The following is a 15846-nucleotide window of genomic DNA, read 5'->3' on the forward strand; positions in this document are numbered from 1 at the left end:
AGGCCGCACACCTGCAAGCTATAGCGCAAACCGTAGTGCAGGCCAGCGATCACCCCGGCGCCGCGCCCGTCAACTGCGAATAGATGTCATGCGACAGTTGCAGCAACTGCTTGCGTTCGATTCCGCCCGACACTGCATAGCCGAAGTCGCCGTCGATCCAGTAGAACACGTTCACCGGGCCGTCCTGATACAGCTTGAACGCAGTTGTGTTCGAGTTCTGCTGGCGACGCGAAATGCACAGCGTGACGCGCTCGCCGTTCGGCCCGCGATACATGAACTGCGCGGTGGGTCCGTCGGCACCGGGCAGCAGGCGGCCGCCCGAGAGATTGAAGCCGCTCTTCGAGAGAATCGGCGGATGCACGTTGGTGCCGAGCCGGTTCGAGAGCCACTGCACGAAATCCTGTTCGTGATCATCGGTGCTCATCTCGGTCGGCCGGTCGACGGCGGGCATGTAGACCACATGCGCCACCGCCGCTTGCCGAGCGAACATTTCCGAGCTGTCCGCACTGACAGGGCGCGTGTCCGAGTGGCCGCCCGCGACCGGCGCGATCACGTCCTGTCCCATATGCGTGCCCACGCCGATGCCCACGCCCATCATCACCAGCGCCGCCGCCATTCCGGCGAACTGCGGCCAGTTGGCGGCAATCCGCCAGCGGCGCGGCGCGGGTGCCTGCAGGCGCTTCGGCACGGGCTCGCTCAGCACGCGGTCGTAGCGCTCATGGAACATGTTGTTCAGCGAAAAATAATCGCTGACGCGCGCGGCCAGTTCGGGGTTCTGTTCGAGCGCGCGCTCCACATCGGCACGGCGTTCGTCGGACAGCGTGCCGTCCACGTACGCATGCAGGTCTTCTTCGCCGATCGGCATCGTTTGGTCGCTCATCGCACCACCTGTAATTTTGCACCGGGCTGCGTGCCCGCCATCAACGCCCGCAAGCGTTCGCGTCCGCGCGACAGCCGCGACATCACCGTGCCGAGCGGAATGTTCAGCGCGAGCGCCACGTCGGCATAGCTCATTTCCTCGAGGCCCACCAGCAGCACGACTTCGCGCTGCTCCATGGGCAGGCGCTGCAGCGCGTAGTCGAGGTCGCGCATTTCCAGCGAGCGGGTCTGCTCGGAGGGCACGGCGAATTCGCTTTCGTGCACGCTTTCGTCGTCGACCGCCACGTGGACGGCGCGCGCCGAAGCCTTGCGCGCCTGATTGGCGAACACGTTGTGCATGATCGTAAATAGCCACGCGCGCAGGTCGGTGCCCGGCTGGAACATGCCGGTGCGGCCGAGCGCGCGCTCGAGCGTGTCCTGCACCAGATCGTCGGCGAGGTCGCGATTGTTGATCAACGCTCGCGCATAGCGCCGCAAACGCGGCACATGCTCCATCAACTCGTCACGGACATCCATTTTGTATCCCGATCGTGGGGTTTTTCGCGGGCAAGAAGGTGTTCTCCTGCCGAGCGAAAACACGCATTTGAGATGCGAACACACGTGCGCGCACTTTATTCCGCCGTGGTGTCTGAGATCGTGAAATACGTGTGGCGGTCATCGCATGGTCATCGCGTCGGCGGCGCGCATCAGGCCGTGCGTGCGGGCGTCGCCGGCGACCACGAAACGCTGCCGCTGCGCGGTCCACAACAACAGCCGAATCTCGCCGATGCGTCTCGCGGACCACTGCGTCTGCGCCGGCGCGAATAGCGCCAGAGCCGACAGCAGCACCACCGGTTGGTTGTCGCCGTTCAGATAGATGAATTCGCTGACCCGCTGAAGCGGACCCAGCGCCACCACTCTTTGGTCCACGAGCCGCAACCCGATTGCCGAAAGATTCGGCGCGGACGGATCGACGCGCGTCGGCGACGCAGCGGAAACTTGCCCGGCGGCGCTTTCGGCCAGTGCCATCACCGCGGCGTTATTCAGCGCCTGGGCGGACACCTGGGTCGCGGCGAGCCAGCCGCTTGCCACGGCCAGCGTCAGCGCGAGCGCCGCCAGCGTGTTGACCACCTTGCGGGTGCGTTTTCCCGTGTTGATGCGCTCGAACACGCGGCGCCACCCTTTGACGCGGCCCGGCACGGGTTCGTCAGTTGTTTGAAAAGCCTGCTGAATCTGCGCGTTCAGCCTGCCGTAAAACGCCACCCGGCGCGCCTCCGCCGGATCCTTGCCCAGATAGTCCCGCAGGAATGCCGCGCGCTCCGGCGTCAGCGTGCCGTCGGCGTAGGCCTGAATGTCCGCTTCGGAAAGCGGCGAATCGGAAGGGGCGTCAGTGGTCATGATGTCGGCGTGCGTGGGAGTTCGGCTAGCGAAGGGGCGAACACGCACACACCCAAGTTTATTCCATATGTTCGCACGCCAATTTCAACGCCGCAGGGCTGGCGCAAGCGCACTTTCATGCAGCCCTCACCGCGCCGCCGAAGCGCGAGCTAACCCGATTGCGCGCCGGTTTATTCCCGCTTCCGGATATGTTTTTTCTGACGCTTCGAGGCAGGAATAAAAGCCGCGGACCTGTGGTTCTCCTTCATGCAAACCCGCACAAAACTCACTGGAGTTCATCATGAAGAAGATCGTTTTTGCCGCATTGTCCGTTGCCGTTCTCGCCGCCTCGTCGAGCGCTTTCGCGCAAGGCAAGACGCGTGCTGAGGTGTACCAGGAATTGATCCAGGCCGAGCAGAACGGCCTGAATTACGTCACCGATGCATCGTATCCCGACGTGAGCCCGGTGTTCGCGCAGCAGGTCGCCCAGCATAAGGAAGCGCTCGCCAAAGAAGCGGCGGCCGCTAACCGTGTTGCGAGCCAGGACGCGCAGGCAGGCAGCGTCAATTGAAGTGCCGATACCCGGCGCGCAACTGGAACGGGCGCGCCGGAGATCGAATGGAATAGATCGCTGCATCGCGTGTTAGCCCGGTAAGCGCATCTATCCGAAAGAGGAGTTTCCGTGGCAAAACCATCCGTTCCCAATCCGGGGCCTGTCTGCGTGCCTTGCCGACTCGCCGCGATCGGCGCAGCCGTGCTGGTGCTCGCCGGCGGCTTCGCCTACACGGCAGGCTGGCTGACGCCGGCGCGTCTGAGCGCAGCGCGTTTCATCGACACATTCGAAGCCGTGGCCGGCCAGCCGCATCCCGGTTATCGGCGCAATCATGCCAAGGGCCTGTGTATCGAGGGCTATTTCGACAGTAACGGCGATGGCGCGGCGCTGTCCAGCGCGGCGGTGTTCGCGCCCGGCCGCACGCCGGTCACGGGCCGCTTCGCGGTGCCCGGCGGCAACCCGTCCGCGCCGGATACCAGTTCGCCCGTGCGCAGCCTCGCATTGTTGTTCCAGTTGCAAAACGGCGAGCAGTGGCGCACCGGGATGAATTCGACGCCCGTTTTCGCGGTGCACACGCCCGAGCAGTTCTATCAGCAACTGAGTGCCGCGAAGCCCGATCCGGCGACCGGCAAACCGGACCCCGCCAGACTCAAGGCGTTTTACGCCGCGAATCCCGAGACCCAGCCATTTCAGGCGTGGGTGAAGGCGCATCCGCCATCGTCGAGTCTGGCGAATGCCGCGTACTACAGCATCAACGCATTCCGTTTCACCGACGGCGCCGGCAATACGCGCGCGGTGCGCTGGGCGATGGTGCCCGAGACGCCCTACGCGCCGATCACGGACGCCGAAAAAGCCGAGAAGAATTTCCTCGAAGCCGACCTCGATCAGCGCCTGCAAAATGGACCTCTGCACTGGCATCTGATCCTGACCGTCGCGAAGCCCGGCGATCCCACGAGCGACGCCACGCTGCAATGGCCCGACGATCGTCAACATATCGACGCAGGCACGCTCGTGATCGATCACACGACGTCGCAGGCCAACGGCACGTGCCGCGACGTCAACTTCGATCCGACGATCCTGCCGGCCGGCATCAAGCCATCGGACGATCCTTTGCTGGCCGCGCGTTCGGCCGCCTATGCGCTGTCATACAAGCGCCGCACACGCGAGGAAGCCTTGCATCCCGCGGTTCACCAAGCCCAGACAAACGGAGATCACTCATGAGGCCGACGCGCACCCATTTCAGTCCGCTCGCGCGCCTGTTGCATTGGACGATGGCGCCCCTGATCATCGCGATGCTGTTCATCGGCGTGGGCATGGTCGCCACCGTTTCGCGCGCGCACGACACGCTGATCGCGATTCACAGGCCGCTCGGCATTGCGTTGCTGCTGCTGGTGGTGCTGCGCGTGAGCGTGCGCATCACACGCGGCAGCCCGCCGTTGCCCGACGACATGCCCACGCCGCAGCGGTTCGCGGCGAAGGCCTCGCATCTGGTGCTGTATGTGTTGATGGCGGCAATGCCGTTGATCGGCTGGGCGATGCTGTCCGCCGCGGGTTATCCGGTCACGCTCTATGGCCCGCTGCATTTGCCGCCGATCGCGCCGCATAACGTCGAGTTGTTCGCGTTGCTGCGCGCGTTGCACACGTGGCTCGCGTTCGCCTTGTTCGCCACCGTGCTGATGCATCTCGCGGCCGCGTTGTTTCATGGGCTGATCCGACGCGACGGCGTGTTTTCGAGCATGGCGCGCGGCGAGCGTTAGTTCTTTAGCGCTTCACGCGTTCCGAACGCGGATCGTAAGGCGCCTTCAGATGCAGCGTTGCCGGCAGCAGCTCGCCGGCGACGTCGATTGCATAGCTGCCGCTGTTCAGATAGGCGGTGTTCGCTACGCCGTCGGGATTGTTCACATAGCCCATCGCCACCGGACAGCCGAGCGTGTGGCCGAACGCCGCCGAACTCACGAAGCCCACCGGCTTACCGTCGCGCAGAATCGCTTCGCCGCCCCATAGCATGCGATCCGTGGCGCCGTCGACGGTCAGCACGACCATGCGGCGGCGCAGCGGTTCGGCGCGCAATTTCAGCAGCGCGTCGCGGCCGCGAAACGCAATGTCCTTGTCGAGCTTGCACGCGAACGACAGGCCCGCTTCGAACGGGTTCGTATCCGGCGTGAGTTCGCGGCCCCATGCACGATAGCCTTTCTCGATGCGCAAGGAGTCGATCGCGTAGTAACCCGCGTTGACGAGGCCGAACGCTTGACCCGCTGCGTGCAGCGTCTCGTACACGCCGACCGCGAATTCCACCGGCACGTACAGTTCCCAGCCGAGTTCGCCGACGTAGGTGAGGCGAGTGGCCCGTACCGTCGCATAGCCGAGATCGACCTCGCGGCTTTGGCCGAATGCGAATGCTTCGTTGCTCCAATGCGCTTTCGACACGCTTTGCAGCAGTTCGCGCGAACGCGGGCCCATCACGGCGAGCACCGCATATTGGCCGGTCACGTCGACGAGCGTGCAGTGCCTGTCGTGCGGAATCAATTTTTCGATGCTGTCGAAATCACGCGTGGTTTGCGCGGTGCCGGTGACGAGCAGGTATTGATCGTCCGCGAGGCGCGTGAGTGTGAAGTCCGATTCGTAGCCGCCGCGCTCATTGAGCATGCCGGTGTATACCGTGGTGCCGGTCGGCACATCCACGTCGTTGGCGACGATGCCTTGCAGCACGCTTTGCGCGTCGCGTCCCTTGACAAGAAATTTGGAGAACGACGTCATGTCGAACAGCGCGACGCCTTCACGGCACGCGCGGTGTTCGGCGCCGCTCCAGGGCAGCCAGTTCTGCTGGCCGAATGCGTACTCGATCTTTGCCTCGTCAGGCGAAGGCGCAAAAAAGTTGGCGCGCTCCCAGCCCATCTTGCTGCCGAAACACGCGCCTTCGTCACGCAGCAGCGAATACAGCGGCGAACGGCGAAACGGTCGCGCGCTATCGAGTTCGCGATTCGGCCACGGCATCGCGTAATGCAGGCCGAGCGTTTCCTTCACGCGGTCGTGCAGCCATGTGTCGTTGCCGTTGAAGCGCGCGAAGCGGCGAATGTCGACCGGCCACAGATCCATAGTCGGCTCGCCCGCCACGATCCATTCCGCGAGCGCCATGCCGGCGCCGCCCGCCGACGCGATCCCCATTGAATTGAAACCCGCGCCGACGAAAAAGCGTCGCAGTTCGGGCGCTTCGCCCAGCATGAAGTTGTTGTCCGGCGTGAACGATTCGGGGCCGTTATAGAACTGCTTCACCTGAGCCGTTTCGAGCGCGGGGACGCGCTGCAGGGCATTTTCCATCAGGATTTCGAACTGATCCCAATCGTCCGGCAGCAGTTGAAACTCGAAATTCTCCGGGATGCCGTTCATGCCCCAAGGCTTCGCATCCGGCTCGAAGCCGCCCATCACGAGACCGCCCACTTCCTCCTTGAAGTAGATGAAACCGTCCGGGTCGCGCATCACCGGCAGGTCCGGATGCACGCCGGCAATCCGTTCCGTGACGATGTAGTAGTGCTCGGCCGAATGCAGCGGCACGGTCACGCCGCACAAGCGCCCGACGGCCTTGGCCCACTGACCCGCGCAATTCACGACGATGTCCGCGCCGAGCGTGCCTTCTTCGCCGTCCTTGTTGCGCCACGCGAGGCCGCTGACTTCGCGCGCGCCGCTCGCCTGGCCGTCCTGCGCAGCGCGCGCGTGGATCGCCGTCACACGGGTGTTCTCGACGATGCGCGCGCCGCGCTGGCGGGCGCCGCGGGCGAGCGCCTGGGTCAGATCGGTGGGATTCGCCTTGCCGTCGCCGGGCAGCCAGACGGCGCCGAGCAGGTCGTCGGTGCGCATGACCGGCCACAGATCGCCCGCTTCGCGCGGGCTGATCACGTCGCAGGCCACGCCGTAGGCGCGCGCGACGGCGGCGGTGCGTTTGAGTTGCGTCATCCGCTCGGCCGTGCGGGCCACCGAGAGCGAGCCGCATTGCTTCCAGCCGGTGGCGAGGCCGGTGTCGGCTTCGAGTTCGGCATAGAGCGCGGTCGAGTAGCGGATCAGCTTCGTCATGCTCTCCTGGGCGCGCAACTGGCCGACGAGCCCGGCCGCATGCCACGTCGTGCCGCACGATAGTTGGCCCTGTTCGAGCAGCACCACATCGGTCCAACCCAGCTTCGTCAGATGGTAGGCGACCGAGCAGCCGATGATCCCGCCGCCGACTATGACGACGCGAGCGTGAGTGGGAATGGATGTGGACATGTGTGGAAATATGTGGATGAAATGCGCTTAGGTTGCCGCAAAAAGACACGAAATGCAACGAGCGTGCAGCCTTGTTGTGATTGCGACGGCGTCATGCGGCGGTCATATGAACCTGTTTTACACGAAAGTCGTTGGCGTCGCGGGCTTGTTTCAGAAGAAGAACAGGAGAAAGCCAGCCGCGATCACCATGAAAATGTGGTTTTAGTTGGTAACGTGTGGCTATCCAGTCCGCCAGATCGTGACTTTTGCTAGACTCCGGTGAACCGTCACCGCTTAATCCTCATGTTCTCCAACCAGCGCCAAGCCGAAATCCTGCGACTCGTCCGCGAGCAGCGCACCTGCACGATCACCGATCTCGCCGGCCGTTTCGACGTGTCCGACGAGACCATCCGCCGCAATATCAAGCCGTTGATCGCCGACGGCCTGCTGGTCAAGGTCCACGGCGGCATCATGCTGCCCGAGCGTCTCGACGAGCCGCCGTTCCAGCGGCGCATGACGGCGAGCCTCGAGGGCAAGCGGGCCATCGGCGCGCGCATCGGCGAACTGGTGCGGGACGGCGATTCGCTGATCCTGGAGGGCGGCACGACGTGTCTGCATATCGCGCAGGCGCTCGCCGTCCGCTCTCGGCTCACGGTGGTGACCAATTCCATCGAGGTCGCGCGCGTGCTGGCGCCGCGCAATGGCAACCGGGTGTTCGTCGCGGGCGGCGAGTTGCGGCCGGACGACTGCGCCGCGGTGGGCGACAGCGTGCTGGCTTTCCTGCGCCAGTTCCACGTGCGCTACGCGATCGTCTCGGTCACCGCGATCGACACGCAGGGACGTTTCATGGACGCTCTGCCCGCCGACGTCGCGTTTTCGCTGGCGGCCTTCGCTCAGGCCGAACGGCGCGTGGTCGCGGCGGATCACGCGAAATTCGGCCACAGCGCGCTGGTGCATGCGTTCGGCGCGGACGCCGTCGATTTGCTGGTGACGGACGAGCCCCCCGCGCCCGCGCTCGCTCAAGTGTTCGCGGCGGCCAAGGTGGATGTGCAGGTGGGCACACAGCCAATTTCGTCCAACGCGTAAAATGGCCGGTTACCACAGGCAATCGATGCCGCACAGACATTCACCGGCCCGCGCCATCCGCGCTCTGTCGAGCTGATTCTGTCCGCGCGCTTGCCCAAGCCGGCTTGAATAGGATTGGACGCTGATGTCGTCAGTTTTCTTTGATCGGGAACGGATTGCCGAATGGCTGGGGGACCACACCGTCGCCAAGGCGCGCTCGGTCGGCCCTGTCGCCAACGTGAAATGGCACGGCGCCACGCTCAGCGGCGACGTGCAGGGCACCCGGCCGATACCCTACAAAACGCGGGTGCGGTTTCGCACCGATGGCGGCTCGCCTTGGGCGCAGGGCGACTGCACGTGTCCGGTCGGCCGCAACTGCAAGCACGTCGCCGCGCTGCTGCTCGCCGAGCTCGACTACCACGACGAGATGGACCACATCACGCATGTCGAACTGGACGACGGCGAGACCGCGCGCGACCTGCCGCCGAAGCCGATGGCGCACATGGGACAGCCGTCAGGCGTGCGGCCCGAACTGGTCAGCTGGCTCGAACGTTTTCGCGCCCGCGCCGAGGCTGCGGACGCCGACGCCCACAAGGCGAGCGCGCCGCGCACCCAGACGCTCGCTTACCGGCTGAACTGGTCCAACTTCCACATGCGCCACGAGGTGGTGCTGTACCGCGCGCGCTGCAATCCGGATGGCGCGGTTGTCGAAGTGGACGAACCTTGGGGCAATGTCGAGACAGCGCTGCTCAAGCAGCCGAAATTCGTCTCCGACGAAGATCTGTCGATCCTGCGCGGCCTGTGGCTCGGCCGCTCCCGTGAGGACTTCGGCCAGTTCATCCTGCGCGGCACGAGCGGCGCGGAGATGCTGCAGAAACTGATCGCGACGGGGCGGCTCTTCGTCGACTTCAATCCCGCGCCCGGCCAAACGGGACCGACCGCGCTCTCACGCGGCGCCGACCGGCCCGGCCGGATCGAATGGGAGCCGCTCGCCGACGAGCGTCTGCGGCCCGTGTTGTGCACCGAGCCGCGCGCCAGCATGGTTTTGCCCACCGAGCCGGTTTGGTACGTGGACGGCGTCGCGAATGAGGCGGGCATCGTCCAGTCGTCGCTGCCGTTCCAGCAGTTGCCCGATTACCTCGCCATGCCGCCGATCTCGCTCGCCGAAGCGCCGCTGGTCGCCTCGGTGCTGCGCGAGATCGCGCCCGAGTTGCCGCTGCCGCCCACGCACGACGCGTCGGCGATTCGCGTGATCGACGTCGAGCCCGTGCCGGTGCTCTCGCTCAACAGTCATGCGCTGCCGTCGTCGGCGAGCAAGGCGGGACTGCGTCAATCCGGAGCGGTCGAACTGGCCGGCGTGAGTTTCGATTACGACGGCGTGAGCATCAACGTGGATAGCAGCGTGACGCTCGTGCCGATGCCGGGCGGCGACGTCATTCATATACGCCGCCGCTACGAGGCCGAGAAAAAGCGCCTGCTCGAACTGCGCAAGACCGGTTTGCAGAAGGTGCCGACGAGCCGGGTCTACGCATCGCGCCTGCTGCCCGACACCATGCTCGGCCTGCCCGACGCCGAGGCGTGGTCCGCGTTCGTCAACGACGCCGTGCCGGACCTCGTGAGCAAAGGCTGGCGCGTGACGATGGCGCCGGAGTTCCGCTACAACGTCATCGAGATCGACGCGATCGAAGGCACCGCGCATCAGGCCGGCGACGGCTGGTTCGATCTGGAGATGGGCATCCGCATCGGCGAGCGCAACGTGCGGCTCGAACCGCTGCTCGCCGACCTGTTCCGGCGCGACCGGCGCTGGCTGAGCGGCGCGCTCGAATCCATCGCCGACGACGAGCCGATCGAGTTGAAGACCGAGGAGAGCAAGCGTCTGCGCTTGCGCGCCGACCGTCTGAAGCCGGTAGTGCGCGTACTCGTCGATCTGTTCGACGCGCTCGGCGGCTCGCTCGCGGACGGTGCGCCGCTACGTGTGGCATCCGTCGACGCCGGTCGACTCGAGGCGTTGAACGGCACGGGCCGTTGGCAATTCCGCGGCGAAGATTCGATCCGGCAACTCGCGCAGCGTCTGCAAGCCGGGCCCGGACTGCGCGAGGTGCCGGTGCCGCGCGGCCTGAAGGCCGAACTGCGGACCTATCAGCACCAAGGCCTGAACTGGATGCAGTTTTTGCGCGAGCAGAACCTCGCCGGCGTGCTCGCCGACGACATGGGTCTGGGCAAGACCGTGCAGACGCTCGCGCATATCCTCGCGGAAAAAGAAGCGGGGCGTCTGACGCGGCCGGCGCTGATCGTTGTGCCGACCACGCTCGTGCACAACTGGCGCGAGGAAGCGCGCCGCTTCGCGCCCGAACTGAAAGTGCTGGTGCTCAACGGTCCGCAGCGCAAGGAGCGCTTCGAGCAGATCGCCGAACACGAACTGATTCTGACCACGTACGCGCTGCTGTGGCGCGATCAGAAGGTGCTCGCCGAGCATGACTACCACTTGCTAATTCTCGACGAAGCGCAGTACGTGAAGAACGCAACCACCAAAGCCGCGCAGGCGATTCGCGGGCTGCGCGCGTCGCATCGGCTGTGTTTGACGGGCACGCCGCTGGAGAATCATCTCGGCGAGCTGTGGTCGCAGTTCGATTTTCTGTTGCCGGGCTTTCTCGGCAGCCAGAAAGACTTCACCAAACGCTGGCGCAATCCGATCGAGAAGAACGGCGACGGCGTGCGCCGCGCGTTGCTGGCGCGCCGCATCCGGCCGTTCATGCTGCGCCGTCGCAAGGACGAGGTCGCCAAGGAGCTGCCGGCCAAGACCACGATCATGTGCTCGGTGGATCTGGAAGGCGCGCAGCGCGATCTCTACGAAACCGTGCGCACGGCGATGCAGGAGAAAGTGCGCGCCGCCGTCAGCGCGCAAGGTCTCGCGCGCAGCCACATCATCGTGCTCGACGCGTTGCTGAAGCTGCGCCAGGTGTGCTGCGATCCGCGGCTCGTGAGGACACTCAAGGCGGCCGGTGAAGCAGGCGATAAGCGCGACAAGACGGACAGGGCCGAGAAGGGCGCGCGCGCCATGCGTTCGGCCAAGCTCGACCTGCTCCTGTCGATGCTGCCGGAACTCATCGAAGAAGGGCGCCGCGTGTTGCTGTTCTCGCAGTTCACCGGCATGTTGTCGCTGATCGCCGAGGCGCTCGAAGAAGCCGCGATTCCCTATGTGCTGCTCACCGGCGACACGACGGATCGCGTCACGCCGGTCGAGCGTTTTCAGCAGGGCGAGGTGCCGCTGTTCCTGATCAGCCTGAAGGCGGGCGGCGTCGGCCTGAACCTGACCGCCGCCGACACGGTGATCCACTACGACCCGTGGTGGAACCCGGCGGCAGAGAATCAGGCGACCGATCGCGCGCATCGGCTCGGGCAGGACAAGCCCGTGTTCGTCTACAAGCTGATTGCGGCGGGCAGCATCGAAGAAAAGATCGTGGAGTTGCAGGAGCAGAAGGCTGGGCTCGCCGACAGCATTCTTTCCGAAGACGCCGCCGGCGCCGCCAAGTTCTCGGACGACGATCTTGATGCGCTATTTGCGCCGATGCCTGAGATGGAAGGCGGTAGATAAGGCGCGTTGCGTCAGCGTTGGCTCTGCGGGATAAAACATTCGCGACCGTCCCGGTCGCGATTTCATTTAGGCATGTCATTCGCGCCGAACCTCGTGGTACACACCAAGCATCCTATTCGCGCAGGCCAGGGGTGCCTGCGCGAGCTAAATGTTTTATTCAACGCTCACTGCGGCGATACGACTCATCCGTGTAACGGAATAAAAACCGGCGAATCCATTGGAGTGGCGTTGCGCGTGTCCTAGAATGAATTCGCGGCCTCGAAGCAATCACTGATCGAATATGAAAAACGCATAATAAATTTTCATGTAGTCAGGATTCCTATGATCGTCGAATGGCATCGGTATTTCATGAAAAATGGAGAAGAACGATGAAAAACATGATCACGGTCACGCGCTTCGTATTGCTGTCACTGCTGATGGCAGGAGCCAACGTGGCATGGGCCGGCCAATTCAGTGTGCAATGCGCCTATTCCCATACGCTGCCTGATGATTCAATCGTCCGTTACGGACTCCCCGGCTTCGCGATGCAACACGACTTCTTCGGCAACACGAAGACGGATGCCTATACCGAGCTGGCCGCGCTGCAAGCCAACAAGGTCACGACCTGCAATAGCGCGGCGGACATATCTGCGTATTGGGCACCGCAATTGAAGCGGGCTACCGGCATCGTGGTCCCGGATTTTCAGAAGACCTACTACAAGAATGGTTCGGCGAGCCAACCTCTCACGGCAATCCCTCAAGGCCTGGAGATGCTGGCAGGCAACCATCATGGGACGGGTCCCAGTGCACCCATTTCGTTCTTCTGCGCTAACGTCGGGTATACGCAAAACGCGCCAACCAGTTGCCCCGTTGTCAATGGCAATGCGCAGCTCAACATCGTCGTATGGTTTCCGGACTGTTGGGATGGTGTGAACATCAAGCCGGATTTTTCCGCTGGCGTCCAGAATATGGCCTACAACAACGCCGGTGTTTGCCCGCCGGGATATCCGGTGAAAATCCAGCAGTTGAACATGAACATACAGTACACATTGGGCAATAACGGCGACCTGACGGATGCGCAATTGTCCATGGACCCGATCATGGTGAACGGTGTGTTGACGCCGCAGTGGGGCAGCTTGTACACGGCCCATGCCGACTTCATCAATGGGTGGAAGCCCGACAGCCTGCAATATGCGACCGACAACTGCTCGAACACCGACAACGCGTGCGGCTACAACATTCCCACCTACTATTCGAAGGCGATCGCGGATACATGGCTGGACTCGGCCGGTACGCCTCACAACGGCGATCAGACGCTGCGCGTGGGTCCGGGCGACATCATCTTCCTGAAATTCCCGACGCCGACGAATACGACTGACTATCCGTGGACAAGCGCGAATTTGCAGACCCAAGGCCACAACACAACGAACTCGACAGCCGAGTATTTGAACTTGTATGCGGGCACGACTTCCTGGGACGACGCCAACAATCCACCGAATGCAAGCGCCTGCACGTCTACATCGATCGGCGGGATTTATCTGGATAACGTCGATCAGCTCCGGCTGAACGGAGTGGACAGTTACGTGAAGCAGCAAATTGCGGCTAGTGCGCCAGAGACGGCAATTTGCATCAAAAATAATACGGGTACGGTAGTCGAGTTCAATTCACGCGAGAAGAATATTGGAGTGCCTGCGTTGTATCTGAAATAGAAATTTTCGACATCGGGAGAAGCGAGTTGCCGCCGACTCGCTTATCGTTCATGCGCAAATCGTGCGCATCGTTCCGGATGCTTTGGAATCCAGAGAAATTATCTCGACACGTCGAGCGTGCATGTCGCGCTACGCGATGCTGTGCCCATTCGTGAGCGCGCAAATATCCCTATATCTGATGCTTTCATGTGCTGAAGTGTGACAAATCGTCAAGGAATGTCCTATTCCCGGTGGTGCCGTCAACGCTTTGTCCTGACACTCGTTGAATACGCGGCCGTGAAGCGGTCCGTCAACGCGGTTCGTTAAGCAATCACCGTCCATTACACCCCATCCAGGAGGACGCGCGAACCGCGGCTAGCCACCCACGCGATTTACCCGGATCTTCCCGATGAAAACCTGTTTGTACCGATGCGTTATATCGGGCTTTTCCATGCTGTTTGCGTTGTCGCTGGCCGCGTCGATGGCGGGATGTGCGGTGCCGGCGCCGAGCGCGTCGCCAGCAGGTCAGGCCCATGTTGATGACGCACCGCCGCCCGTGCCCGTGACTGCATCTTCGCCTGCGCCTGTGTCCACTTCGCAAGTCCCTGCCGGCTTCTACCGCGTCAACCCAGGCGACACGCAGATCGGCGTCGCCAAAGCGTTCGGGCGCGAGCTTTCGGCGATCGCGCAGTGGAACCGCTTGTCGCCCGCTGACGGCCTGCTTGTCGGCCAGGTGCTGCGCGTCGCGCCGCCGCTGGGCGTCGGCGCCTCGACCGCAACCGGCGCGCCGTCGAACTCACTCGCGCAAGCGCGCGCGATCTTCGGGGATAGTGCGAGCGAGCCTGCGTCCACAAAGGCACGACTCGCGTGGCCGGTGAGCGGCCCCGTGACCGCGCTATTCGTGTCGGGCAAGACGAAGGGGATCGTGATAGGCGGACGTGTCGGCGAACCGGTGCGGGCGGCATCGGGCGGCCGGGTTGTCTACGCGGGCGGGCGGATCGCGGCGTACGGCAAGCTGATCATCATCAAGCACGACGCGCATGTGTTGACCGCTTACGGCAACAACCGCGCGTTGCTCGCCAAGGAAGGCACGGACGTCAAGGCAGGCGACGTGATCGCCGAAATGGGCGCGGACGACAAAGGCCAGGCGTCGCTGCGCTTCGAGGTGCGCGCGGACGGCACTCCTGTCGATCCGCTCAGGTACCTCCCGAAACGCCAGTAACGCGGCGCGCTTGCGGCTTCGCCGCTCATCTGTCATTGACATTGACTTGAACTCGAACGCGACGCGGAGCCTGCCGCATGCAGTGCGCCGCGCGACGTGATGCCTATGAATTTCTATCTACATTGGTTTGGCGCGGGCCGGCGCGCGTCGACAGTCTTGCTGCTCGGCGCGCTGCTCGCGCTGGCCGGATGCGCGCAGCCAGGCGTCGGTCGCGATTCGCTGAGTGGCGACGCTGCCGCCGCCCGCAGCGGTCAAGGTGCAATACAGCACGCGGCGCAAACCGGCATCATCGACGCATCAGACGCCGCGAGTGACGAGCCGCCACGCAATCCAATGGTGAACGACGATGCCGCATCGTCCACACCCGCCTGCGCATGCGGCCATACCTTCCGGCAAACGGGCATGGCGACGTGGTACGGCAAGCAGTTCCACGGACGCCGCACCGCGAGCGGCGAGCGCTACGACATGCACGCGCTCACGGCGGCGCATCGCACCTTGCCGCTGGGCGCCTGCGTACGCGTGACAGCGCTCGGCGGCGCGCGCTCGGTGATCGTTCGCATCAACGATCGCGGTCCGTTCGTGCGTGGACGGATCATCGATCTATCGTATGCCGCCGCACAGGCACTCGGCGTCGGTTCGGCAGGCAATGCGCAGGTCACCCTGGAACGCGTCGCTGCAGCACGCCGCTGTATGGAAGCCGGCGCGTGATGCTGATCGTGATCAAGAAAGAGGGAAGCTCGAACATGTGGCCGATTGATTAAAGGCCGCCGTAATATTCCGGGAACCGCGCCCGACTGTAACAAAACCTCTGCGTATGTAAGTTGTCAATTGCGGGCGCTTCAATTCATACGAATTTCAGCGCAGATGGGCAACGTTTCCATCCCTCGCGGATTACGTCCGACGTAATAACTACCTACTATTAGTTACAAAGGCAGTTCTTTCATCTTGAGGTCGATTTTCTGACCGGCTAGTTTATGTTCACTCGTGCGGCTAGATCCCCGCGAGCGTGTGATGTTTTGAGCGGTGTCGGCCTCCGGATTGAGGCCACGCCGCATTTTTTTGTCCGGATCGCGAGCCCTGCGATTTAACAATCTTTAAACGATTTATTTTGAGACTGTTTCTATACTGACTCGCAAATTGTCAAATCGCCGTGACCTGAATGCGGGACGCGGCCTGAAAGGACAACGGCGAACGGGGCCAAATCACCGTGCGAGCGAGACCAGCCGACCCGAACTACGACCCTTGCGGTCGATACCAATAAATGGCGTCGCAT

Annotated in this window: 12 protein-coding genes; 8 read left to right on the forward strand and 4 right to left on the reverse strand. The window is 63.4% G+C overall.

Annotated elements, in window-relative coordinates:
- Positions 1–49: 49 nt before the first annotated feature.
- The 3 genes from PQR32_RS29305 to PQR32_RS29315 form a co-directional block, all read right to left on the reverse strand.
- Complete coding sequence (locus PQR32_RS29305; RefSeq protein WP_408235211.1) at positions 50–880, reverse strand: anti-sigma factor family protein; 831 nt, start codon at positions 878–880, stop codon at positions 50–52.
- Positions 877–1395 (reverse strand): sigma-70 family RNA polymerase sigma factor, encoded by a 519-nt coding sequence (locus PQR32_RS29310; RefSeq protein WP_408217391.1) that lies wholly within the window; start codon positions 1393–1395, stop codon positions 877–879. The genes PQR32_RS29305 and PQR32_RS29310 overlap by 4 nt, the downstream gene beginning before the upstream one ends.
- Positions 1396–1533: 138 nt before the next feature.
- Positions 1534–2256: an anti-sigma factor family protein gene (locus PQR32_RS29315; protein WP_408235214.1), complete on the reverse strand. Its 723-nt coding sequence runs from the start codon at positions 2254–2256 to the stop codon at positions 1534–1536.
- 280 nt (positions 2257–2536) lie between these two features.
- On the opposite strand from PQR32_RS29315, the gene PQR32_RS29320 reads away from it, so the two are divergent.
- The 3 genes from PQR32_RS29320 (at position 2537) to PQR32_RS29330 (ending at position 4545) form a co-directional block, all read left to right on the forward strand.
- The gene (locus tag PQR32_RS29320; protein ID WP_408235217.1) at positions 2537–2806 is read left to right on the forward strand and encodes a DUF4148 domain-containing protein; all 270 of its coding nucleotides are present in this window, start codon (positions 2537–2539) and stop codon (positions 2804–2806) included.
- Between the two features lie 111 nt (positions 2807–2917).
- Complete coding sequence (locus PQR32_RS29325) at positions 2918–4009, forward strand: catalase family peroxidase (RefSeq protein WP_408235220.1); 1092 nt, start codon at positions 2918–2920, stop codon at positions 4007–4009.
- The gene (locus PQR32_RS29330) at positions 4006–4545 is read left to right on the forward strand and encodes a cytochrome b (protein WP_408235223.1); all 540 of its coding nucleotides are present in this window, start codon (positions 4006–4008) and stop codon (positions 4543–4545) included. The genes PQR32_RS29325 and PQR32_RS29330 overlap by 4 nt, the downstream gene beginning before the upstream one ends.
- Positions 4546–4549: 4 nt before the next feature.
- Here the strand turns inward: PQR32_RS29330 and PQR32_RS29335 are convergent, their stop codons facing one another.
- The gene (locus tag PQR32_RS29335; RefSeq protein ID WP_408235226.1) at positions 4550–7045 is read right to left on the reverse strand and encodes a GcvT family protein; all 2496 of its coding nucleotides are present in this window, start codon (positions 7043–7045) and stop codon (positions 4550–4552) included.
- Positions 7046–7327: 282 nt separating this feature from the next.
- Here PQR32_RS29335 and PQR32_RS29340 point away from each other — a divergent pair, with 282 nt between their 5' ends.
- From PQR32_RS29340 to PQR32_RS29360, 5 genes are all read left to right on the forward strand, one after another.
- Positions 7328–8110 (forward strand): DeoR/GlpR family DNA-binding transcription regulator, encoded by a 783-nt coding sequence (locus PQR32_RS29340; protein ID WP_408235229.1) that lies wholly within the window; start codon positions 7328–7330, stop codon positions 8108–8110.
- Between the two features lie 124 nt (positions 8111–8234).
- Positions 8235–11684: a DEAD/DEAH box helicase gene (locus PQR32_RS29345; protein ID WP_408235232.1), complete on the forward strand. Its 3450-nt coding sequence runs from the start codon at positions 8235–8237 to the stop codon at positions 11682–11684.
- Positions 11685–12052: 368 nt separating this feature from the next.
- Positions 12053–13372 carry a DUF1996 domain-containing protein gene (locus tag PQR32_RS29350; protein ID WP_408235235.1) on the forward strand — a complete coding sequence of 440 codons (1320 nt, stop codon included), beginning with the start codon at positions 12053–12055 and terminating at the stop codon, positions 13370–13372.
- 388 nt (positions 13373–13760) lie between these two features.
- Entirely contained in the window at positions 13761–14573 is an 813-nt protein-coding gene (locus PQR32_RS29355; RefSeq protein WP_408235238.1) for a peptidoglycan DD-metalloendopeptidase family protein, read from the forward strand.
- A gap of 105 nt (positions 14574–14678) precedes the next feature.
- Positions 14679–15281 (forward strand): septal ring lytic transglycosylase RlpA family protein, encoded by a 603-nt coding sequence (locus tag PQR32_RS29360; RefSeq protein WP_408235241.1) that lies wholly within the window; start codon positions 14679–14681, stop codon positions 15279–15281.
- The last annotated feature ends 565 nt before the right edge of the window (positions 15282–15846 follow it).

Source organism: Paraburkholderia dipogonis, assembly GCF_046027395.1.
GTDB classification, from domain to species: Bacteria; Pseudomonadota; Gammaproteobacteria; order Burkholderiales; family Burkholderiaceae; genus Paraburkholderia; species Paraburkholderia dipogonis_A.

Coding starts and splice junctions, on each gene's coding strand:
- PQR32_RS29315 (WP_408235214.1), bottom strand. CDS start 2,256: ATGACCACTGACGCCCCTTCCGATTCGCCGCTTTCCGAAGCGGACATT.
- PQR32_RS29350 (WP_408235235.1), top strand. CDS start 12,053: ATGAAAAACATGATCACGGTCACGCGCTTCGTATTGCTGTCACTGCTG.
- PQR32_RS29360 (WP_408235241.1), top strand. CDS start 14,679: ATGAATTTCTATCTACATTGGTTTGGCGCGGGCCGGCGCGCGTCGACA.
- PQR32_RS29355 (WP_408235238.1), top strand. CDS start 13,761: ATGAAAACCTGTTTGTACCGATGCGTTATATCGGGCTTTTCCATGCTG.
- PQR32_RS29310 (WP_408217391.1), bottom strand. CDS start 1,395: ATGGATGTCCGTGACGAGTTGATGGAGCATGTGCCGCGTTTGCGGCGC.
- PQR32_RS29320 (WP_408235217.1), top strand. CDS start 2,537: ATGAAGAAGATCGTTTTTGCCGCATTGTCCGTTGCCGTTCTCGCCGCC.
- PQR32_RS29340 (WP_408235229.1), top strand. CDS start 7,328: ATGTTCTCCAACCAGCGCCAAGCCGAAATCCTGCGACTCGTCCGCGAG.
- PQR32_RS29305 (WP_408235211.1), bottom strand. CDS start 880: ATGAGCGACCAAACGATGCCGATCGGCGAAGAAGACCTGCATGCGTAC.
- PQR32_RS29330 (WP_408235223.1), top strand. CDS start 4,006: ATGAGGCCGACGCGCACCCATTTCAGTCCGCTCGCGCGCCTGTTGCAT.
- PQR32_RS29345 (WP_408235232.1), top strand. CDS start 8,235: ATGTCGTCAGTTTTCTTTGATCGGGAACGGATTGCCGAATGGCTGGGG.
- PQR32_RS29335 (WP_408235226.1), bottom strand. CDS start 7,045: ATGTCCACATCCATTCCCACTCACGCTCGCGTCGTCATAGTCGGCGGC.